Annotated in this window: 17 protein-coding genes and 3 pseudogenes; 15 read left to right on the forward strand and 5 right to left on the reverse strand. The window is 65.7% G+C overall.

Going from position 1 to position 20,745, the window contains the following annotated elements; translation table 11 throughout:
- Positions 1–257: 257 nt before the first annotated feature.
- From HB778_RS09485 to HB778_RS09505, 5 genes are read left to right on the forward strand one after another with little or no spacing between them, the layout of a single operon-like run.
- Positions 258–1,244 (forward strand): ABC transporter permease, encoded by a 987-nt coding sequence (locus tag HB778_RS09485; protein ID WP_183463312.1) that lies wholly within the window; start codon positions 258–260, stop codon positions 1,242–1,244.
- Complete coding sequence (locus HB778_RS09490) at positions 1,241–2,071, forward strand: ABC transporter permease (protein WP_183463314.1); 831 nt, start codon at positions 1,241–1,243, stop codon at positions 2,069–2,071. The genes HB778_RS09485 and HB778_RS09490 overlap by 4 nt, the downstream gene beginning before the upstream one ends.
- Complete coding sequence (locus HB778_RS09495; protein ID WP_183463316.1) at positions 2,068–2,865, forward strand: ABC transporter ATP-binding protein; 798 nt, start codon at positions 2,068–2,070, stop codon at positions 2,863–2,865. Before HB778_RS09490 ends, HB778_RS09495 begins: the two co-directional genes overlap by 4 nt.
- The gene (locus HB778_RS09500; RefSeq protein ID WP_183463318.1) at positions 2,862–3,647 is read left to right on the forward strand and encodes an ATP-binding cassette domain-containing protein; all 786 of its coding nucleotides are present in this window, start codon (positions 2,862–2,864) and stop codon (positions 3,645–3,647) included. The genes HB778_RS09495 and HB778_RS09500 overlap by 4 nt, the downstream gene beginning before the upstream one ends.
- On the forward strand, positions 3,644–4,150 hold the full coding sequence (locus HB778_RS09505; protein ID WP_183463320.1) for an L-2-amino-thiazoline-4-carboxylic acid hydrolase: 507 nt from the start codon (positions 3,644–3,646) through the stop codon (positions 4,148–4,150). The genes HB778_RS09500 and HB778_RS09505 overlap by 4 nt, the downstream gene beginning before the upstream one ends.
- Before the next feature lie 75 nt (positions 4,151–4,225).
- Here HB778_RS09505 and HB778_RS09510 read toward each other — a convergent pair whose 3' ends face one another.
- The 4 genes from HB778_RS09510 to HB778_RS09525 form a co-directional block, all read right to left on the reverse strand.
- On the reverse strand, positions 4,226–4,981 hold the full coding sequence (locus tag HB778_RS09510; RefSeq protein WP_183463322.1) for an ATP-binding cassette domain-containing protein: 756 nt from the start codon (positions 4,979–4,981) through the stop codon (positions 4,226–4,228).
- Positions 4,974–6,035 (reverse strand): ABC transporter permease subunit, encoded by a 1,062-nt coding sequence (locus HB778_RS09515; protein ID WP_183463324.1) that lies wholly within the window; start codon positions 6,033–6,035, stop codon positions 4,974–4,976. Before HB778_RS09515 ends, HB778_RS09510 begins: the two co-directional genes overlap by 8 nt.
- A gap of 94 nt (positions 6,036–6,129) precedes the next feature.
- Positions 6,130–7,107, reverse strand: a complete 978-nt coding sequence (locus HB778_RS09520) for an ABC transporter substrate-binding protein (RefSeq protein ID WP_183463326.1) — start codon at positions 7,105–7,107, stop codon at positions 6,130–6,132.
- Between the two features lie 416 nt (positions 7,108–7,523).
- Positions 7,524–8,423: a sugar-binding transcriptional regulator gene (locus tag HB778_RS09525; RefSeq protein ID WP_183463328.1), complete on the reverse strand. Its 900-nt coding sequence runs from the start codon at positions 8,421–8,423 to the stop codon at positions 7,524–7,526.
- 275 nt (positions 8,424–8,698) lie between these two features.
- On the opposite strand from HB778_RS09525, the pseudogene HB778_RS09530 reads away from it, so the two are divergent.
- Together HB778_RS09530 and HB778_RS09535 are read left to right on the forward strand one after the other, a co-directional pair.
- Positions 8,699–9,608: pseudogene (locus HB778_RS09530) on the forward strand (tagatose-bisphosphate aldolase).
- An 85-nt stretch (positions 9,609–9,693) separates the two neighbouring features.
- Positions 9,694–11,139, forward strand: a complete 1,446-nt coding sequence (locus tag HB778_RS09535) for an ROK family protein (protein WP_244661880.1) — start codon at positions 9,694–9,696, stop codon at positions 11,137–11,139.
- Between the two features lie 6 nt (positions 11,140–11,145).
- Here HB778_RS09535 and HB778_RS09540 read toward each other — a convergent pair.
- A pseudogene (locus tag HB778_RS09540) lies at positions 11,146–11,819 on the reverse strand (GntR family transcriptional regulator).
- 133 nt (positions 11,820–11,952) lie between these two features.
- Between HB778_RS09540 and HB778_RS09545 the strand changes: the two are divergent.
- From HB778_RS09545 to HB778_RS09580, 8 genes and pseudogenes are all read left to right on the forward strand, one after another.
- On the forward strand, positions 11,953–12,540 hold the full coding sequence (locus HB778_RS09545) for an amino acid synthesis family protein (RefSeq protein WP_183463332.1): 588 nt from the start codon (positions 11,953–11,955) through the stop codon (positions 12,538–12,540).
- Positions 12,533–14,326 carry an alpha/beta fold hydrolase gene (locus HB778_RS09550; protein ID WP_183463334.1) on the forward strand — a complete coding sequence of 598 codons (1,794 nt, stop codon included), beginning with the start codon at positions 12,533–12,535 and terminating at the stop codon, positions 14,324–14,326. The genes HB778_RS09545 and HB778_RS09550 overlap by 8 nt, the downstream gene beginning before the upstream one ends.
- Positions 14,323–15,360, forward strand: a complete 1,038-nt coding sequence (locus HB778_RS09555; RefSeq protein WP_183463336.1) for an LLM class flavin-dependent oxidoreductase — start codon at positions 14,323–14,325, stop codon at positions 15,358–15,360. The genes HB778_RS09550 and HB778_RS09555 overlap by 4 nt, the downstream gene beginning before the upstream one ends.
- 10 nt (positions 15,361–15,370) lie before the next feature.
- Positions 15,371–16,840 (forward strand): aldehyde dehydrogenase, encoded by a 1,470-nt coding sequence (locus HB778_RS09560; RefSeq protein ID WP_183463337.1) that lies wholly within the window; start codon positions 15,371–15,373, stop codon positions 16,838–16,840.
- A gap of 59 nt (positions 16,841–16,899) precedes the next feature.
- A complete protein-coding gene (locus HB778_RS09565) occupies positions 16,900–17,904 on the forward strand; it encodes an ABC transporter substrate-binding protein (RefSeq protein WP_183463338.1) in 1,005 nt (334 codons plus the stop codon).
- Positions 17,905–17,963: 59 nt separating this feature from the next.
- Complete coding sequence (locus HB778_RS09570; protein WP_183463340.1) at positions 17,964–18,824, forward strand: ABC transporter permease; 861 nt, start codon at positions 17,964–17,966, stop codon at positions 18,822–18,824.
- 2 nt (positions 18,825–18,826) lie between these two features.
- Positions 18,827–19,627, forward strand: coding sequence for an ABC transporter permease (locus HB778_RS09575; RefSeq protein ID WP_183463342.1), 801 nt, complete (start codon positions 18,827–18,829; stop codon positions 19,625–19,627).
- Positions 19,624–20,699, forward strand: a pseudogene (locus HB778_RS09580) (ABC transporter ATP-binding protein). Before HB778_RS09575 ends, HB778_RS09580 begins: the two are co-directional and overlap by 4 nt.
- Positions 20,700–20,745 lie beyond the last annotated feature (46 nt).

Below are 20,745 nucleotides of genomic sequence, written 5' to 3' on the forward strand. Positions count from 1 at the left end.
CATTTGCGCGGATGAAAATTCGCGAGAAAATGGGAATTTGGTCGAAGGCCGAGTTCCTTCACACCCCCTCTGTCCTGCCGGACATCTCCCCCGCAAGGGGGGAGATCAGCAGCTTGTCTGTCTCGCCGATCCTGCAACGTCGGAGGTTGGCGAAACCATTGGCAACAGCCAATCTCCCCCTTGCGGGGGAGATGTCCGGCAGGACAGAGGGGGGTGCCTAGGCGCAATCCTGACCAGCGTATCGCCCCGACGCCCCCATGACCCGCGCCCTCACCCTCATCCGCCGCCGTCTCGTCGGCAGCGTCTTCGTGCTGCTGATCGTCGTCATCGGCACCTTCCTTTTGCTCGAAGCAGCCCCAGGCGATGCCGTCGATGCCTATATCGTCTCGACCGGTGGCGACGCCGGCATGATCGAATTGCTGCGCCATCGCTGGGGTCTCGACCAGTCGGAGCTGACGCGGCTCGCCAACTATCTCTGGGCGCTGCTGCATCTCGACCTCGGCCAATCGGTGACCTTCTCCAGGCCGATCCGCGACGTCATCCTCGAACGGTTGCCCAACACGCTGCTGCTGATGGTCAGCGCCACCACGCTGTCCTTCGGGCTGGGTTCCGCCCTCGGCATCTATGCCGGCGCCAGACCAAGGAGCTTTCGCGATCGCTTCCTGTCGATCGGCTCACTGGCGCTCTATGCCGTGCCGGGTTTCTGGCTCGGCCTGGTGCTGATCGTCGTCTTTGCCGTCGACCTGCGCTGGCTGCCCATCGGCGGCATCGAGACGCTGGCCTCGGACAAGACCGGCCTCGACCACGCCGCCGACATCGCCATCCATCTCATCCTGCCGGTGGCCGCGCTCGGCTTCATCTACCTCGCGCTCTATCTGCGCATGATGCGCGCCGGCATGGCCGAGGTCTGGCGCCAGGATTTTGTCCTCGCCGCCCGCGCCAGAGGGCTTTCCCGCAGCCGCATCGTGCTCGCCCATGTCGCCCGCAACGCGCTGCTGCCGCTGGTCACCATGCTCGGCCTGCAATCGGCGCAGATGCTCGGCGGCAGTGTCGTCATCGAGAGCGTCTTTTCCGTACCCGGCCTCGGCCGGCTGGCGCAGGAAGCCGTGGCTTCGCGCGACACGCCGCTGCTGCTCGGCATCATCCTCACCAGCGCCGTGCTGGTCGTCGTCATCAACCTGCTCGTCGACATCGCCTATGCCTTCCTCGACCCGCGCGTCGGCGCCGGCGAGGCCGGCGCATGAGACCGCTCCGCCGTTTTCTGCGCACGCCCGAGGCGATCGCCGGCGTCGTCCTCCTGACCGCGCTGATTGCCATGGCGCTCATCGCACCGCTGCTGTTTCCCGGCGACCCACAAGCCATCGCCGGCCCGGCGCTGCTGCCGCCGTTCCAGGACTGGTCGCTGCCGCTCGGGACGGACCGGCTCGGCCGCGACGTGCTGGCCGAACTGTTCCACGGCGCCCGCACGTCGCTTGCCGTCGGGCTGGCGGCAGCGGCGGCTGCACTTGCCATCGGCTCTGTGGTCGGCACGCTGGCCGGCTTCGCCGGCGGGCTCGTCGACGAGGTGCTGATGCGCAACACCGATGCCTTCCAGACCGTGCCGAGCTTCCTGCTGGCGCTGGCCTTCGTCAGCGTCATCGGGCCGTCGCTCGGCATCGTCGTAATCGCCATAGCACTCGGCACCTGGACCGGGCCCGCCCGTATCGCCCGCGCCGAAGTCCTCTCCATCCGCGAACGCGACTATGTCGCCAGCGCCCGCGCCATCGGCATGCATCCGCTCGAAATCGCCTTTCGCGAAGTGCTGCCCAACGCCTTGCCCCCGGTGCTGGCGATGTCCTCGGTGATCGTCGCCGCCGCCATCCTCACCGAAGCGGCCCTGTCCTTCCTTGGCCTCGGCGACCCCAACCGCGTCACCTGGGGCGGCATGATCGCCGAAGGCCGCGCGGTATTGCGCACCGCGCCCTTCCTGTCGATCGTCCCGGGCATCGCGCTGGTGCTGACCGTGCTCGGCGTCTATCTAGCCGGCGAAGGCATCGTCGAGACGACGGCGGTCAGGAGAGGCCTGTCGTGACGGTGCTCGCTTCAATCCGCGACCTCACAGTGACCTATCGCCGCGACGGCAGCGCGGTGGCGGCGCTGAAGGACCTCAGCTTCGATATTCTGGCTGGCGAGCGGCTGGCCATCATCGGCGAAAGCGGCTCCGGCAAGAGCACGCTGGCGCTGGCGATTGCGGGGTTACTGCCGGCATCTTCGGCGGTTGGCGGAAAAATTGAATGGCCCGGCCTTGGCCGAGCACCCCTCCCTGGCCGCGACATCGGCTTCGTCTTCCAGGACCCATCCGCCAGCCTCGATCCCGTCATGACCATCGGCAAACAGATTGCCGAAGTCGCCCGCACCCATCTCGGCCTCTCATGGCCGCAGGCATACGCGAAGGCCAAAACCCTGCTCGAACGCGTCCGCCTGCCCGACCCGGACTCGGCCCTGCATGCCTTCCCGCATCAGCTCTCCGGCGGCCAGAAGCAGCGTGTGGCGATTGCCGCGGCGATCGCGGCCGGGCCGAAACTGCTGATCGCCGACGAGGCGACCAGCGCGCTCGACACCATCGTGCAGGCAGAGATCGTCGCCTTGATCCGGCAGCTGGTGGCCGAGGACGGCATGACGCTGCTGTTCATCAGCCACGATATCGCACTCGCCGCCGAACTCGCCGAACGTATCGCCGTGTTCCGCCATGGCCAACTAGTCGAGCTTGGCGCGACGGCACAGATTGTCAGCGCCCCAACGCAAGCCTACACCCGCACCCTGCTGGACGCCCATATTGGCCTCGACGCCGCACCCTTGCTGAACCGGGCCGGGCTGCACGCATGAGCCTGCTCGCCGTGTCCAATCTCACCAAACGCTACCGTCGCGGCGGTGACACCGTCATCGCCGTCGACGATATCTCTTTTCATATCGAGCCCGGCGAAACACTGGCATTGGCCGGCCCTTCCGGCAGCGGCAAGTCGACGATCGCCCGGCTGGTGCTGCGCCTGATCGAGCCGGACGCCGGACGCATCGACTTCGAAGGTGATGATTTCCTGGCCTTGAGTGGCGCTGCGCTCAGAGCACGCCGCGCCCGCCTGCAAATGGTGTTCCAGGATCCGCTTGCTGCCTTCAATCCACGCGCCACCGTGGCGCGTGTGCTCGACGATCCCTTGCGCATCCATGGCATCGCCTCCCGCGCCGAGCGCCCGCGCCGCATCGCCGCCTTGCTCGAGCGCGTCGGCCTGACGGCCGATCTCGCGCCGCGCGCCATCCACGAAATCTCCGGTGGCCAACGGCAGCGCGTCGCCATCGCCCGCGCCATCGCAACGAAACCATCGCTGATCGTACTAGACGAGGCCGTGTCGGCACTCGACGTTTCGGTGCGCGGCCAGATCCTCGACCTGTTGCTTGACCTGCAAAGGCAGGAACGGATCGCCTATCTCTTCATTTCCCATGATCTCGGCGTCGTGCGCGCCGTCGCCCACCGCGTCATCCTTCTCGATGCCGGGCGGATTGCCGAAAGCGGCGATGCCCGCGCCGTCATCGACGCACCGCAATCGGCCATTGGCAAGGCGCTGGTGGCGGCAGCACCAAGATTGAACAGAACCAGCAGGCAGGTACCATGACCGACCCGGAAGCCAGAGCCGAGAAACTGTCGCGTGAACTCGATTCCGCCTTCCGCAACCGCGCCGATCTCTACCGCCTGTTCCTCGAAGAGCTCACCGGAGAGCTGGGTTCCGACAAGGCCGAGGCGATCATGATTCGCACCATCGAACAGCGCGGCAAGGAAGTGGCGGCCGCCGCCTTCGCCAGCTTCGGCGCCAACGATGCACCCGCCATCGGCGAAGCCTTCCTGGCCGTCAGCCCGGATGGCGGCCTGATGTATCCGACCGATGTCGAACGCGGCGATGACCGCATCGCCTTCAAGGTCAAGCGCTGCCCACTGAAAGACGCCTGGGTCGAGGCCGGCGTTGGCGACGAAAGGCTCGCCACGCTCTGCCGCATCGCCGGCGCCTTCGACCGCGGCCTGTTCGAAGCGACCGGCGTGCGTTTCGACAACGTCACCTGGACACCAGGCCACGGCGCCGGCTGCTGCCACATCGCCCTGACCAATCGCGATGCCGGCTAAGCAATTGACGGTCTAAGGTGTGTTGAGATTCAGGTCAGGCCGAGCATTTGCAGGCCGGCTGAATATTAACACAGCTTAGCCACCGACCATCAGCTTGACGACTTCGTCATGATTGGTCTCGGAGATCTTGCGCTCGCCGGCCTGGACGCCGCGCCGCAGCACGACGATACGGTCCGAGACGGCAAAGATGTCCTGCAGATTATGCGAGATGAAGATCACGCCGCGCCCCTGTGCCTTGAGCTGGTGGATCAGTGAAATCACCTTGCGCTGTTCCGGTACGCCAAGGGCGGCGGTCGGCTCGTCCATGATCAGGATCTGCGCATCCCAGTAGACGGCGCGGCCGATGGCGACGGCCTGGCGCTGGCCGCCGGAGAAATTACTGACCGGAGCCTCGAGCCGGCTGACATGGAAGTCCAGCCGCCCCATCGTTGCCTTGGCCGCCTCGGCCATGGCCTTGCGGTCGAGCACCGGCAGGAAGCCGAACGCCTTGCGCATCGGTTCGCGGCCAAGGAAAATGTTGGCGCCGATCGACAGATTGTCGGCGAGCGCGAGATCCTGGTAGATCGTCTCGATGCCCTTTTCGCGTGCTTCCTGCGGCGTCGAGAACGTGACCGGCTGGCCTCGCAGCAGGATTTCGCCACCCGTCGGCTGGAACACGCCCGATATCGCCTTGATCAGCGTCGTCTTGCCGGCGCCGTTGTCGCCGGCCAGCGCCACCACCTCGCCCGGCCGCACGGCCATGGAGAAGTCGTTGAGCGCACGCACGGCGCCGAAATGCTTCGACAGATTCCGGACTTCCAGCAAGGGGCCGTTCTGGTTGGTGCTATTCATCCTGACGGGCTCCACTGAACCGGCGCTGCGCCTGGTCGATAAGAACGGAAATGATGATGACGACGCCGACGGCGATGAACTGCCAGAACGGTTCGACATTGACGAAGACCAAGCCGTACTGGATGACCGCGATCACCAGCGCGCCGGCGACCGTGCCGAAGATGGTGCCGGAGCCGCCGAACAGGCTGGCGCCGCCGATCACCACCGCCGCGACGCTGTCGAGCAGTAAGGGCTCGCCGGCCTGTGCAGCACCCGCCGTGAAGCGCGCGGCATAGAGCGCGCCGCCAAGGCCGGCGCACATCGCCGACAGCACATAGAGCCGCAATATGTGCCCCCTGATGTCGATACCGGCGCGGCGCGCCGCCTGCACATTGGCGCCGATGGCGTAATTGTGCTGGCCGAACCGGGTCTGGCTGAGCAGGTAGTGCATGACGATGACGAAGATGGCAGTGATCAGCACCAGATAGGGCACGCCGTAGAACTTGCCGTTGCCGAGCAGTGCGAACCAGGAATTCTGCACCGGCACGGTGGTGCCGCCGGCAAGCAGGAAAGCGGCACCGCGTGCGACGCCGAACATGCCGAGCGTGCCGATGAAGGGCGGAACCTTGAGCCGCGAGATCAGCAGGCCGTTGATGACGCCCGGCACGCCGGCAACGATCACCGAGGCGAGGATGCCCGCCAGCATGGCCAGCGGCAGGGGAATGGCCGCGCCCGCCATATTGGTGGCATGCGCGGCGATGACGGCGGCAAGCCCCATGATGAAGCCGAGCGACAGGTCGATGCCGCCCGAAATGATGACGAAGGTCTGGCCGGTCGCCAGCAGCAGCGGCGCCACGGCGAAGATGGCAATGGACTGCAGATTGAACGGATTGAGCACGAAGGTCGCACCGAAGGCGAGCCGCGACCAGATCTCGAAACAGATGAGCAGGCCGGCCAGGAACAGCCAGGCGCGCCCTTCGGCGATGCGTGCGACCAGGCTGCGGGCCGGATCGCCATGATCGGCCTGAGGGGCGACATGCTTCTCGGCAGGCTGGGCTGGTGATGTCGAGGTCATGGATACTCCGCGGCGCCTTCAAACAGGCCTCGATTGGCGAGGACCCGGTGCAGGCTCCTCCCGGCGAACCGGGAGGAGCCGAGCTGGTCTGGACTTACTCGGAGTAGAGATACTTCGAGATGTTCGGGTCCGCGATGTTGGACTTGTCCATGATCGTGAAGCCGGTGCCGATGGTGACCGGGATCGAGTGGCCGGTCAGATGGGCATAAGCCGAGACGACGCCGTAATAGCCGATCTCGGCCGGATGCTGGGCGATCGCCACGTCGATCAGGCCGGTGTTGATGTTGTCGACGATGCTGGTCGGCGCATCGAACGCCACCACCTTGATGGTGCCGCTCTGCCCGGCCTGCTTGACACCGTTGGCCGCACCCAAAGCCGAGAACAAATTGGCGCCGAACACGCCGACCAGGTCTGGGTTGCGCGCGAACACCGCCTGCAGCTGCGAGGCCGCCTTGTTGGCGTCGTTGTTGTTGAACTGGGTCTCGAGCACGGTAATGCCCGTATGCTTGGCCATCTCCTTCTTGAAGCCTTCTTCACGCTGGTCGGTGGTCGAGATGCCGGGATTGACGTTCGACACATAGACCTTGCCCTTGTCGCCAATGGCGGTGGCCAGCGCCCGCGCGGCAATCTCGCCGCCGAGCACATTGTCGGAAGCGATATAGGCCAGCGGGAAATCGGCATCGCCGGCGCCGGTCTGGTAGACGCCGCTGCCGATGAAAGTGTCGACGGTGATGACCGGAATGCCGGCATCATTGGCCTTGCGCAACGGCTCGACCAGCTGAACCTTGTCGGTCGGCGCGATCAGGATCGCATCCGGCTTCTTGGCTATGACGGCGTCAAGCACCGGCACCTGCGTGACCGGGTTGAAGTCCGGCGCGCCCTGGAAAACCAGGGTCACGCCAAGCGCGTCAGCCGCCGCCTGCGCGCCCTTGCGCATGGTGATGTAGAAGCCGTCGGTGGTCAGGCCCGGAATGAGCGCAATGGTGTATTTCTTGTCCTGCGCCTGTGCGGGCGCGATCAGCAACGTCGCACTGACGGCGAGCGCCGCGAGCGCGGCAACAATCTTCTTCATGACATCCTCCTCATTATTGGCAGATCTGCCGTTGCAAGTGACATTGGAATGGCCGTCATCGGTTCAGATGCCGACGGCCGGGAACGCCTGTTTGCCTTTCGCGGGCAGCTCCTCCCAAGCGCCCTCCAGTCGATATGTCAGCCGGTCAGCCGACCGGCGCACCTGGCCACAGTCCCGAACCTCTGCCTCCGCGAGGTCCGGCAAACTGCGCCCCACGCCACGCCTTGTCGGCGGGCGTTTCGAACTTGTAACACTTTGCAGAAATAAATTGCAACTCGGTTTTTCCGAGCTGGCAGTGCCGAGCTTTTCAGACCGTGCAACATCCGACTGCTCCGCAGAGCCCCCCAGTCAACTATCGCCCGGGGCTTTTAGCGGCACAACTGGTTTTCGCGGGCAGCGTCCTGCCCGTTCCATGGCTACCCGAGCGCCGCGAGGATGGCCTGCGCCGTCTTGGTATCCGTCACCAGCGTGTTGATGAGCCCGGCGCGAACGGCGGCGATGATTGCCGTCGCCTTCTCCGGCGACGCGGCAAGGCCGATGACCAGAGGCACGGCGCGCAGCTGCGCCGGCGACATGGCGATCATCCGGCTCTCGCCTTCCCAGGCGATCAGCGTGCCCTCGGCGTCGAAGTAATGGCGAAGCACGTCGCCGGCGGCATGAACCAGCGCCTGCTCGCTCGGCGTGGCGGCACTGGCCTCGGGCGCATTGATGGCATGCGGCAGGCCGATGCCGACGATCGCGACATCGGTCCTCTCCCACAGCGCGACGGCATCGCGTATGGCAGTGTCGCGCAGGAAGACCTCGCGCAATTCGGTGGACGGCAGATAGGGCGCATGGATGAAATGCGGGGTACCGCCGAACTCCTCGGCGGCGAGCCGCACGAATTCGTTGACCTGGAAATGCGCCGCCTGCTGCTGCATGCCGCCGGTGGCGGCCACGGTCAGCACGCCGGGCATGCGCGGCAGACCGGCCCGGATCACCTCGCGCACGGCGCGTCCCCAGCCGATGGCGACGACGGAGCCCGCCACCAGCTGCGCCTGCCTGAGCAGCCCGCCAAGCGGTGCCGCCAGCGCCGCCAGCGTGCCTGCCGCCGGCGTCTCGACCACAGCGGCATCCCGCAATTTCAAGCCATCGATCAGCTGCCGGGTGATATCCTCCGGCGTCGCCAGGTCGAGAACCTCGATGCGGACGATCCCTTCCGCCCGCGCCCGCTGCAGCAGGCGCGAAATCGTCGCGGTGGAGACGCCGAGTCGCCGCGCGATATCGACCTGCGACATCTCCTCCACATAATGCAGCTTGGCCACCGTGTGCAGCATCGTCCGCGATGCGGTCGCATCCTGGATGGGAGAAACAGACAGCTTGCAATTCCTTTCAGCAACGTGTTACACACGCATACGCCGACGGGAGTTATCGCGCAAATCCAGCCAACTCGCAACGTACGATGGCTCCCAGGCCGCAAGCCCGGCGAGCCGCTTTCTTCGAGGGCGATGGCGCGTCACGGCGTCCTGCCGGCAGGCAGGCAGAACTGAACATTGTCGTTTCCACGGGATACGCGCTCTCGGCAAGAGAGCGCCAACATCGGATTGAGACCATGACCAAGATGACCACCGCGGAACTGCGCGGCTATCAGCAGATATGCGGCAAGGATGGAGCCATGGTGGCCATCGCCTGCGACCAGCGCGGCGGCATGCGGACCTTGCTGGCATCGGATCCGGCGGAACAGGCCAAGATCACCAACGACATGCTCGGCGACACCAAGGCCGACATTACGCGCTACCTCGCCAGTGCGGCGTCCTGCGTGTTGCTCGACCCGCTCTGCGCGGTGCCGCGCATTGTCGACGAGGGCGTCTTGAACCGCGATACGGCGCTGCTCATCGGCCTCGACGCTTCCGGTTTCGACGTCTCGCCAGAGGGCTACCGCCTGTCACGCCTGGTTCCCGACATCGACGCGCGCCGTGTCCGCGCACTCGGCGGCACCGGCGGCAAGATCATGGTGTATCTCAGGGCCGACAAGCCCGAGGCCAACGAGCACAACATCGCCATCCTGCGCCAGTGCATCGCCGATTTCGGGCAGGAGGACCTGCTGCTGGTCGTCGAGTTCCTGACCTATCAGCTCGACGGCGAAAGCCCCGAGGACTATGCGGCCAAGACGCCATGGCTGGTCGAGGAAGGCACCAGGATTTCGCTCGAGTGCGGCGCCAAGGTGCTGAAGCTCCCCCTACCCCGGAACGCCGCAAGCCTGCGCCAACATCACCAAAATGGCCGGCGAGGTGCCTTGGGCGGTGCTTTCGGCCGGCGTCAACCACGCCACCTTCCTTGGCCAGGTCGAGATCGCCATGCAGAACGGCGCCTCGGGTGTCATCGCTGGCCGCTCGCTGTGGAAGGATTGCATCTCGCTCGACCGTGACATCCAGCGCGAAAGGCTTAAGACCATCGCAGTGCCGCGATTGCGTGAGATCCAAGCCGTGATCGGGCACTACCGGCAGAAAGCCGCTGCTTGATAGTCGAATTTGGACTAGAGCTATTCCAGCAAAAGTGTGAAGCGGTTTTGCGTCCGGAATTGCGTGAAAACAAATGCAGGACGCCATGCCTCTCAGCATAGGAATCGATATCGGCGGCACAAATCTGCGTGCCGCCCGCATCTCCAGCACTGGTGAAATCCTCAAGCGCGTTTCCGAAAAGAGCGCGCCCGACCCGGAGCTAGTGCTCGGCCGCATCGCCGACATGGTGCGCCTTCTCGACACGCCTGACGTGAAGGCCATCGGCGTCGGCGTTCCCGGCCGCGTCGATGCGCGGCGCGGCGCGGTGCTGTCGGGCGGCTACGTCAACCTCGCCTCGGTTGCGCTGGCGCAGCGCCTGGAAGATATGACAGGCAAGCCCGTCGTCATCGACAATGACTGCAACATGGCGCTGGCCGCCGAAATGGCGCTCGGCGCCGGGCGCGGCCATGGCAACATTGTCATGTTCACCATCGGCACCGGCATTGGCGGCGCTATTGCCCAAGATCGGCGGATCACGCGTGGCTCGGCAACAGCGGGGCAGCTTGGCCACATCACTGTCGACGTCAATGGCGAGGTCTGCGCCTGCGGTCGCCGCGGCTGCGTCGAGACCACCAGTTCGGGCACGGCGCTCGGTCATCACATTGCACGCGCCGGGCTCGGCGCCGACATTTCGGTCGACCAACTCTTTGTCCGCGATGCGGCCGGCGACATCCAGGCGCGCGGCATACTGGACGCCTGGGCGAAACCGTTGCGTGCCGCCATCGACACCGCCGTTGCCATGCTTGCTCCCGATCTGGTGCTGCTTGGCGGCGGCCTTGGCCGGGCGGCACACGTAGCACTCCGCCGCGCCCCAGCGCTGGCGCCTTGGTACCAATGTCAGGTCGAACCCGCGCAGCTCGGCGACGACGCCGGCGTGATCGGCGCGGGCCTGCAGGCGCTGGCAGCGGGGCCGCAGGCGGTTCCGGTTTCGCCCTTGGCCCTGCCCAGTCACGCCAGGCGCGCCGTGCTCGTCAACGGCATCCCCGCCAGCGGCAAGAGCACGGTGTCGCGCGGCATCGCCGACCGCATGGGATGGCCGCTGCTCGCGCTCGACACGATCAAGAACCCGTTCCTCGAAGTGCTCGGCGGCGGCGATCGCCTGTTCAATCGCACGCTCGGCCGCGCCAGCTATCAGGCGATCTGGTCGGTCGTCGGCGAAGCTCCCGCCGGCACCACCGTGGTCGTCGATGCCTGGTTCGGCTTCCAGCCGCGCGAGGTTCTCGAAGATCATCTGCGAAAGGCTGGCGTCGAACAGACTTTCGAAATCTGGTGCCACGCGCCCGGCGAGGTGCTTGCCGAGCGCTACGGCGCCAGGCTCGACCAGCGTCCCGCGGGCCATCCCGGTGCGGCCTATATCCCCGAACTGATCGAGCTTGCCAAGCGCGCCGAGCCGCTGCGGCGCGGGCCGCTCTTCGACGTCGACACGACAAAGCCGATCGACTTCGATGCCATCACGGCCTGGCTGCGAGCGGTCATGGCCGGCGGCGCATAGGCAGCGTCACACCGGCGGCCGCAGCGCCGTGCGAGCGATCTGCCAGGCAGATTCGACATGGCGCCGCGCCGCGCTTCCGCTTCGTCCGGCTTGCGTCCCCGGATCGCATCCATGATCTCGTTCATCTCGGCGATCGCCGCTTCACGCCGGTTGGTCGAGACGATGGTCATGGAACGAAGCTGGTTGATGCGGACATTCAGCCCGCTGACGATTTCCCAGGCGACGCGCTTGTCGGCGGCCTCGAACAGCGCCTCGTAGAATTTGGTTGTCGCCCGCATCACCGCCGGCGGCGTCCCAGATGCCCACGCCTCGAACAGATCGGCCAGGGCGCGCTCCAGCGTCGCCAGCTGTTCGCTGGTCGCCGACAGGGCGCAGGCGCGTGCGGCAATGCCTTCGAGCAGCGCCCTGAGCTCATAGATCTCGTCGGTGCGGCCAAGGTCGGGCCTCGCCACCGCCGGCCCATGCCCAGGGATCATCTGCACGAGCCCCTCGGCTTCCAGCTGGCGCAGAACCTCGCGCACGACGGAACGGCTCACGCCAAGCTGGTCACAAAGCGGTCGCTCGACCAGCCTTTCGCCGGGCTGGAAATGGAAATCCATGATCGCCTCGCGCATGCGCTCCAGCGCTAACGTCCTCAAGGTTTTGGCGCTGCGGTCGATGCGAAGCGTGTCGTCTGGCATGTGTTGCCTCCTGCGCCGCCACAAAACAGATTCCATGCCCGGTTGACAAGGTACTTGGCGCTCCATAGCATGGTATACCATAAGATGATACAGGGATCGCATGGTCCCACGACGTCGCCGACCCGAGGATTTCATGCTGCCTGCCATTCGCAAGATCGTGACCTATTCCGAGAACACGCTGATCGAAGGCGGCAAGGCTGCACCCCGACCGCTGCGCCTGATCGGGGTCGCCGCGGTGCTGACCAACCCCTGGGCCGGACGTGGCTTCACCGACGACCTTTCGCCCGAAATCCGCGCCTGTGCGCCGGTGCTGGGAGAAATCCTGACCCGCGAGATCATTGCCGCCGCCGGTTCCGGCGAGGCGATCGAGGGCTACGGCAAGGCGGCCATTTGCGGCACGTCAGGCGAGATCGAGCATGCCTCGGCGCTGATTCACACGCTGCATTTCGGCAACCATTATCGTCGCGCCGTCGGCGCCAAGACCTATCTCGCCTTCACCAATCTGCGCGGCGGGCCAAACACGCCGATCATGATCCCGTTGATGGACAAGAACGACGAAGGGCGGCGCTCGCATTACCTGACCGTGCATTTCCAGATCGGCGATGCGCCGGCGCCGGACGAGCTGGTGGTGGCGCTCGGCGCTTCGATCGGCGGCCGCCCGCATCATCGCATCGGCGATCGCTACCAGGACCTCAAGGAGCTCGGGGACGTGCATGGCTGACGCTTCCGCATGGGCTCGACAGGGCACGGCGCCCGACGGCACAGGCTTCATCCGCGCCGGATCGGGCACGCCGGTGCTGTTCATCCACGGCGTCGGCATGAACGCCGCGATCTGGCAGCCGCAGATCGAGCGCATGGCCGACCGCTTCGACGTCATCGCCATCGACATGCTCGGCCACGGCCAGTCACCATTGCCGCCGCAGCATCCGGAGCTGGCCGACTACGCCGATCAGGCCATTCGTATGCTCGATCATCTCGGCCTCGACAAGGCGTTCGTCATCGGCCACTCGATGGGCGCGCTCGTTGCCCAGGAACTCGCGCTGCGTGCACCGGAGCGCGTCCGCCGCATCGTTTCCCTGAATGCCGTGTTCCGGCGCCCGCCTGAATTGGCCGAGGCCGTTCGCCAGCGTGCGGTGGCGCTCAACGGCCGCAGCGATACGGCCGGCACGGCACAGACCATCGCCCGCTGGTTCGGCGATCCGGTGCCGGCCGAGTTGGAAGCGACAGCGCATAAGACGTCATCCGCACTGAGCGCGGTCGACCCGGAAGGCTATGCCCGCACCTATCGCCTGTTCGCGCGCGCCGACGGCGATCATGCCGACCGCCTGCCGACGCTGGCCGTACCGGCCCTGTTCATGACCGGCTCCGAGGACAGAAATTCTTCGCCGGCAATGTCGGCCGCCATGGCGCGGCTGGCGCCGCATGGCCGCTGCACAGTGCTGTCGGGCGAGAAGCACATGATGGCGGTGGCGGCTCCCGACCTGACGACGCGCCATATCGTTGACTTCCTCGCAGAGGACGAAGCGGCCGAACACGGCACTGCGAAGACGAATGCCGGCTTCGACAGCGGCGAGTTCCGCCGTGCGCTTGGCTCCTTCCTCACCGGCGTCACCGTCGTCACCACGATCGGCCCCGAAGGCGAGCCGCGCGGTTTCACCGCCAACTCCTTCACCTCGGTGTCGCTCGATCCGCCGCTGGTGCTCGTCTGCATCGCCCACAAGGCGCTTGGCCATCCCGTCTTCGCGACCTCGAAAAGCTTCGCCATCAACGTCCTCAACGAAGGTCAGAAGGCCGCGTCCGGCATCTTTGCCTCGAAAGCCGCCGACAAATTCGCCTCGGTGGCTTGGCGGCCGGGACGGACCGGCAGCCCCGTGCTGGACGGCTCCGTCGCGTCCTTCGACTGCGACATGGAGCGGCTGGTCGAGGCCGGCGATCATTCGATCCTCATCGGCCGCGTCCGCGATTTCGAGCACAATTCCGCGCAGCCGCTCGGCTATTGCCGCGGCGCCTATGTCGCCCCCGGCCTCAGCCAGGACGCGCTCGCCGCCACGCAGCCCGGCACCGATGTCGGCGCCATCCTCGAAAATGGTGGCCGGATCCTGTTTCTGGAAACGGCGGACGGTTTCGAACTGCCGCGCGGCCGAGGATTGGGCTCGGCAGGCGATGGCAAGAGCCTGCGAGGGCTGCTTGCGGCAAAGGCCATCGAGGCCCAGCTCGGCTTCCTGTTCGCCGTCTGGGACGCCGGAGCTGTTTCGCGCACACATGTCTACTATCGCGGCACGTTCGACGTGCCCGCTTCCAGCGATCGCGGCATCAGGCTCATCGAGATCGACGCGATCGAAGGATTGAAGATCGCCGATCCGGCGATCCGCTCGATGCTCGCGCGCTATGTCAGGGAATGCTCGGTGGATGCATTCGGCGTCTATGTCGGCAACGATGTCGAAGGCGAGGTCCGGCCGCTCGCCAGACCCAGCGCTTCCACCGTCAATACAGGTGACCAGCGATGAAATTCTCGCTCTTCGTGCATATGGAACGGTCGGACCTGGCCAAGCCGCATTCCGAGCTTGTAACCGAACTCGAAGAACTGGTCCTGATGGCCGAAGAAGCGGGCTTCGAGACCGCCTGGATCGGCGAGCATCACGGCATGGAATTCACCATCTCGCCCAATCCCTTCATCAACATCGCCTATCTCGCCGCCAAAACCAGCCGCATCCGCCTCGGCACCGGAACCGTGATCGCGCCCTTCTGGCACCCGATCAAGCTTGCCGGCGAAGCGGCGATGGCTGACGTCATCAGTGGCGGCCGGCTCGACATCGGCATCGCGCGCGGCGCCTACAGCTATGAATATCAGCGCATCTTTCCAGGCCTCGACGCCTGGGGCGCCGGCCAACGCATGCGCGAGATCATACCGGCGATCCGCGGCCTCTGGGACGGCGACTTCGAACTCTCCGGCGCGTTCTGGCAATTCCCTGCCACCACCTCCTCGCCCAAGCCGCTGCAGAAACCCTACCCGCCGATCTGGGTGGCGGCCCGCGACCCGAATTCGCACGATTTCGCCGTCGCCAATGGCTGCAAGGTCCAGGTGACGCCGCTGGCGTCCGGCGATGACGAGGTGACGAACCTGATGCAGCGTTTCAACGCCGCATGCGCCGCGCATCCCGAGATCGAACGGCCGGAAATCATGCTTTTGATGCACACCTTCGTCGCCGAGGACGCGGCCGACGCCGATCGCCTGACGCAGGACCTGTCGACTTTCTATTGCCAGTTCGGCGCCTGGTTCCAGAACAAGAAGCCGGTGCATCAAGGCATATTGGAACCGCTGACGGCGGACGAGATCGCGGCCATGCCGCAATACGCGCCCGACAAGATCAGGCAGAATCTGGTGATCGGCGAAGCCGACGAAGTCATCGCCCGGCTGAAAGCCTATGAGGCGCTCGGCTACGACCAGTATTCGATCTGGATCGACAGCGGGCTTTCGCATGAGCGCAAGACCAAATCGCTGCAACTGTTCATCGACCGGGTGATGCCGGCCTTTCTCTGATCGCGAGCCCATGACCGACGCTGTTTTCAGGAACTTCATCGACGGCCGCTTCGACGAGCCATCCGCCGTGTTCGACAGTGTCGACCCGTCGACCGGCGCGGCCTGGGCGAAGATGCCGGCGGCGAGCGAAGCCGATGTCGACCGTGCCGTCGAGGCCGCGCACCGCGCACTGCGCTCGGACCCATGGCGAACGATGACAGCCACGGCGCGTGGAAAGCTGCTGGTCAGGCTCGGCGACCTCGTCGCCGCCAATGCCGGGCGCCTTGCCGAACTCGAGACGCGCGACACCGGCAAGATCATCCGCGAGACCCGCGCCCAGATCGCCTATGTCGGCGACTACTACCGCTATTATGGCGGGCTCGCCGACAAGCACGAAGGCGCGCATGTGCCGATCGACAAGCCCGATCTCGATGTCACCATCCGTCGCGAGCCGATCGGCGTCGTTGCCGCCGTGGTGCCGTGGAATTCCCAGCTCTTCCTCTCGGCCGTCAAGCTCGGTCCGGCGCTCGCCGCCGGCTGCACCATCGTGCTCAAGGCCTCCGAGGATGGCCCGGCCCCGCTGCTCGCCTTTGCCGAACTCGTCCAGGAGGCCGGCTTTCCCTCAGGCGTCGTCAACATCCTCACCGGCTTCGGCCAGGAGTGCGGCCAGCGCCTGACCAGCCACAGGCTGGTCTCGCGCGTCGCCTTCACCGGCGGTCCGTCGACGGCGCGCGCCATCGTCAGGAACACGGCGGAGAACCTTGCCTACACCACTCTGGAACTCGGCGGCAAAAGCCCGGTCGTGGTCTTTGCCGATGCCGACCTCGACAGCGCCGCCAACGCGGTGGTCGCCGGCATTTTCGCGGCGACTGGCCAAAGCTGCGTCGCCGGATCGCGGCTGCTGGTCGAGCGTTCGGTGAAGGATGAATTCCTTGGCAGGCTGAAGCGCAAGGCCGAGGCGATACGCATCGGCGATCCGCAGGACCCGGCGACCGAAATGGGTCCGCTCGCCACGCTGCGCCAACGCGACTGGATCGAGAAGGTGGTCGCCCAGAGCCTTGCCGCGGGCGGCATGCTGGTTACCGGCGGAACACGGCCGGCGGGCAGCGGCTTCTACTACGCACCGACCATCATCGATGCCGGCGGCAGCGACTTGCCCTGCGTGCGCGAGGAACTGTTCGGGCCGGTGCTCAGCGTGCTTGCCTTCGACACCGAGGCGCAAGCGTTGGCACTCGCCAACGACACGCCCTTCGGCCTGGCTTCGGGTGTTTTCACCACCAATCTCGGCAAGGCGCACCGCATGGCGCGCGACATCCATGCCGGCGTTGTCTGGGTCAACACCTATCGCGCCGTATCGCCGCTCGTTCCCTTCGGCGGCTACGGCCAGTCCGGCCTCGGCCGCGAAGGCGGGCTCGATGCCATCAGAGATTACACGCGCTCGAAATCCGTCTGGATCAACACCTCGGACGAGCCGATCCCCGATCCCTTCGTCATGCGCTGAGGAGCGCGGGACGCAGGTGCACTGAGAAAAACAAGAACAGACCAACAGAGGAGAATGACATGAAACTGATTTTGACCGGCCTGCTGGCCGGGCTGCTCACGGCGACCGCCGCCAAGGCCGATGAAATGGCGTTCACCAGCTGGGGCGGCACCACGCAGGAGGCGCAGACCAAATCCTGGGCGGCCCCGTTTGAGGCCAGCTCCGGCATCAAGGTGCTGCAGGACGGACCAACCGACTATGGCAAGCTCAAGGCCATGGTCGACGCCGGCAATGTCACCTGGGATGTCGTCGACGTGGAAATGGACTTCGCCATAAAGGCCGCCAAGGACGGGCTGCTGGAGCCGATCGACTATGCGGTCGTGCCCAAGGCCGATCTCGACCCGCGCTTCAGCAATGATCATGCCGTCGGCAGCTTCTATTATTCCTTCGTGCTCGCCTGGAACAAGGGCGCCGTCCCGGGCGAACCGGCCGGCTGGGCCGACATGTTCGACACCAAGAAGTTTCCCGGCAAACGGACCTTCTACAAATGGTCGGCGCCGGGCGTCATCGAAATCGCTTTGCTGGCCGACGGTGTGCCGGCGGACAAGCTCTATCCGCTCGATCTCGACCGTGCCTTCAAGAAACTCGACACCATCAAGTCCGATATTGTCTGGTGGGGCGGCGGTGCCGAGTCGCAGCAGCTGATCGCCTCCGGCGAGGCCGCCTTCGGCCAGCTGTGGAACGGGCGTGTCTTCGCCCTCCAGCAGGATGGCACCGATGTCGGTGTCGCCTGGAACCAGAACCTCACCGCAGCCGACGTGCTCGTCGTGCCGAAGGGTGCCAAGAACAAGGACAGCGCGATGAAGTTCCTCGCCACCGCCACCAGCCCGGCGGGCCAGGCAAAATTCGCCGAGGCAAGCGGCTATGCGCCCATCAACACCAAGGCCAAGGCGGAGATGCCCGCCGATGCGGTCAAGGCCCTGCCAGATGCCCATGTCGAGGGCCAGATCAACCTCGACATGAACTACTGGGCCGCGCATCGCGATGAGATCGCCACGCGCTGGTATGCCTGGCAGACCAAGTAACGCCGGTGCAGGTTGACGGGGCGCGGCTTGCGCGCCCCGTTTCGAGACAGGACCGCTCGATGCAGGGAAATTCTCTTAGACGCGGCTCCGTTGCCGGCCTGCCTGCCGGCAGCGGCAGCGCCTTGCCGGCCCTTCTCCTGGTCGGCCTGTTCTTCATCGTGCCGGTGGTCGCGCTCTTGCTGCGCAGCGTCATCGATCCTGAACCTGGCTTGCAGAACTATGCGGCACTGTTCGGTAGCGGCACCTATGTGCGGGTGTTCCTCAACACCTTCCTGGTCGCCGCCGTCGTCACTGCGGTCACCATCGTGGTGGCTTTTCCCGTGGCCTGGATGCTGGCGATCATGCCGCCCGCCCTCGGCTCGATCGTCTTCGGCATCATCATCCTGTCGATGTGGACGAACCTTCTCACCCGCACCTATGCGTGGATGGTGCTGCTGCAGCGCACCGGGGTGATCAACAGGGCACTGATGGGTTTGGGCATCATCCATGAGCCGCTGCCGCTCATCAACAATCTGGCCGGCGTCACCATCGGCATGGTCTATATCATGCTGCCCTTCATGATCCTGCCACTGGTCGGCACTTTGCGCGCCATCGACCCGATGACGCTGCGCGCCGCAGCCCTTTGCGGCGCAAGCCCGTTCGAGGCCTTCCGCCGCATCCTCTTGCCGCTGTCGCTTCCCGGCATCGCCGCCGGCGGGCTGATGGTCTTCGTCATGTCGCTTGGCTACTTCGTGACGCCTGCCCTGCTCGGCGGCACATCGAACATGATGCTGGCCGAAATGATCGCCCAGACCGTGCAGTCGCTGCTCAACTGGGGGCTCGGCAGTGCGGCTGCCTTCGTCCTGCTTGTCGTCACCATGGCGCTGTACGCGATCCAGCTTCGCCTGGTCGGCGCCAGGCGCGCCGGCGGAGGGATCTGAGGATGCTGCTCGACTATGACAGGCTCGGATGGCTGCGCGTGGCGCTTGTCGGCTTCACGGCGGCGGTCGCGGCTTTCCTTTTGCTGCCGGTGGTCTTCATCGTGCTCCTGTCATTCGGCTCTTCGCGCTGGCTGGCCTTCCCGCCGCCCGGCTGGACGCTGAAATGGTACCAGCAATTGCTGGCCGACCCGAGTTGGATCGATGCCGCGCTGACCAGCGCCCGAATTGCCGCCATGGCCGCCATCCTCGCCGTCGTCATCGGCCTGTTCGCCTCCTTCAGCCTGGTCAGGGGCGAGTTTCGCGGACGCCAGGTCCTGCGCGGACTGCTGTTGACGCCGATGGTGCTGCCGGTGGTCGTGTTCGCCATCGCCATCTACGCCTTCTTCCTGCGCATCGGCCTCGCCGGCACCACGGTCGGCTTCGTCATCGCCCACACCATCCTGGCACTGCCTTTCGCCATCATCCCGATCACCGCGGCGCTCGAGGGTTTTGACAAATCCATCGAGGACGCGGCCATCGTCTGCGGCGCCAGCCCGCTGCAGGCACGGTTGAGGATCACCTTGCCGTCGATCAGGATCGGGATCTTCTCGGCGGCGATCTTTTCCTTCCTGGCCTCATGGGACGAGGTCGTGGTGGCGATCTTCATGGCAAGCCCGACCTTGCAAACCTTGCCGGTGAAGATCTGGGGCAGCCTGCGCGCCGACCTCAGCCCGGTCGTTGCCGCCGCCTCCAGCCTGCTCGTCGGCCTGACGCTCTGCCTGATGATCGTGACCGCACTCCTTCGCAGAAAATTGTCCAGATGACCCGACCCTTCCTGTCGATACGCGCGGTGAGAAAGACGTTCGGCGCCTTCGTCGCCGTCCACGACGTCACCATCGATCTGCCCAAGGGGGAGTTCCTGACGTTCCTCGGCCCGTCGGGCTCCGGCAAGTCGACCACGCTCTACGCCATCGCCGGTTTCCAGGATCCGAGCTCGGGCGATGTGCTGCTGGAGGACAGGTCGCTGCTTTCGGTGCCGTCGCACAAGCGCAACATCGGCATGGTTTTCCAGCGCTACACGCTGTTTCCGCATCTGAGCGTCGCCGAGAATGTCGCCTTTCCGCTGCGCGTGCGGCGCCGGCCGGATGGCGAGGTCAAGCGCAAGGTTGCCGACATGCTGGCGCTGGTGCGCCTCGAAAACTTCGCCGACCGTTATCCGGGCGCGCTGTCTGGCGGCCAGCAGCAGCGCGTGGCGCTTGCCCGCGCGCTCGCCTACGACCCGCCGATCCTTTTGATGGACGAGCCGCTGTCGGCGCTCGACAAGAAACTGCGCCAGGAAATCCAGGCCGAGATCCGCCGCATCCACCGCGAGACGGGCGTCACCATCCTCTATGTCACGCACGACCAGGAGGAGGCGCTGCATCTTTCGGATCGCATCGCTCTGTTCAGGGAAGGCCGCATCGAACAGATCGGCACCGGCGAGGATCTTTATCTTCGGCCGGCGAGCGAGTTCGTTGCCGGCTTCATCGGCAACTCGAATTTCCTGCCGGCCGAGCATTTGCAAACCACGGGCGGTGCTTCAACGATCCGCCTGGCCGACGGCTCGATCGTGACCGGCGTCAAGACGACAACGCCCTTCGGCCAAGGCCAGAAGGTCCGGCTGATGGTCCGCCCGGAAGCCTTCCGCCTCACGCCGGGACCGGCGAACGCGGCATTGGCCGTCGAGATCGTCGATACCGCCTTTTTCGGTGACCGCCGCCGCGTCGTGGCGCGCCTGGCCGGCGGCGACGAGATCGATGTCAGGCCAACCTCTGACGCGGAGGGGCGGACAGCGCCATTGCATCAGGTCAGCGCATCTTTTTCGATCCCGCTTCGGCGTTCCTGTTCCCGGCCTGATGGCCGCAAACCTTCCGCGGGAGTCGGATTGCGACTGATCCTCCCG

The sequence above is a fragment of the Mesorhizobium huakuii genome (assembly GCF_014189455.1).
GTDB lineage: Bacteria > Pseudomonadota > Alphaproteobacteria > Rhizobiales > Rhizobiaceae > Mesorhizobium > Mesorhizobium huakuii_A.

Excerpts from the sequence above, each read along its gene's own strand:
- HB778_RS09520 (WP_183463326.1), bottom strand. The coding sequence starts at position 7,107 with ATGAAGAAGATTGTTGCCGCGCTCGCGGCGCTCGCCGTCAGTGCGACG.
- HB778_RS09555 (WP_183463336.1), top strand. The coding sequence starts at position 14,323 with ATGAAATTCTCGCTCTTCGTGCATATGGAACGGTCGGACCTGGCCAAG.
- HB778_RS09535 (WP_244661880.1), top strand. The coding sequence starts at position 9,694 with ATGCCTCTCAGCATAGGAATCGATATCGGCGGCACAAATCTGCGTGCC.
- HB778_RS09505 (WP_183463320.1), top strand. The coding sequence starts at position 3,644 with ATGACCGACCCGGAAGCCAGAGCCGAGAAACTGTCGCGTGAACTCGAT.
- HB778_RS09515 (WP_183463324.1), bottom strand. The coding sequence starts at position 6,035 with ATGACCTCGACATCACCAGCCCAGCCTGCCGAGAAGCATGTCGCCCCT.
- HB778_RS09560 (WP_183463337.1), top strand. The coding sequence starts at position 15,371 with ATGACCGACGCTGTTTTCAGGAACTTCATCGACGGCCGCTTCGACGAG.
- HB778_RS09550 (WP_183463334.1), top strand. The coding sequence starts at position 12,533 with ATGGCTGACGCTTCCGCATGGGCTCGACAGGGCACGGCGCCCGACGGC.
- HB778_RS09565 (WP_183463338.1), top strand. The coding sequence starts at position 16,900 with ATGAAACTGATTTTGACCGGCCTGCTGGCCGGGCTGCTCACGGCGACC.
- HB778_RS09485 (WP_183463312.1), top strand. The coding sequence starts at position 258 with ATGACCCGCGCCCTCACCCTCATCCGCCGCCGTCTCGTCGGCAGCGTC.
- HB778_RS09500 (WP_183463318.1), top strand. The coding sequence starts at position 2,862 with ATGAGCCTGCTCGCCGTGTCCAATCTCACCAAACGCTACCGTCGCGGC.
- HB778_RS09525 (WP_183463328.1), bottom strand. The coding sequence starts at position 8,423 with ATGCTGCACACGGTGGCCAAGCTGCATTATGTGGAGGAGATGTCGCAG.
- HB778_RS09570 (WP_183463340.1), top strand. The coding sequence starts at position 17,964 with ATGCAGGGAAATTCTCTTAGACGCGGCTCCGTTGCCGGCCTGCCTGCC.
- HB778_RS09575 (WP_183463342.1), top strand. The coding sequence starts at position 18,827 with ATGCTGCTCGACTATGACAGGCTCGGATGGCTGCGCGTGGCGCTTGTC.
- HB778_RS09510 (WP_183463322.1), bottom strand. The coding sequence starts at position 4,981 with ATGAATAGCACCAACCAGAACGGCCCCTTGCTGGAAGTCCGGAATCTG.
- HB778_RS09490 (WP_183463314.1), top strand. The coding sequence starts at position 1,241 with ATGAGACCGCTCCGCCGTTTTCTGCGCACGCCCGAGGCGATCGCCGGC.
- HB778_RS09545 (WP_183463332.1), top strand. The coding sequence starts at position 11,953 with ATGCTGCCTGCCATTCGCAAGATCGTGACCTATTCCGAGAACACGCTG.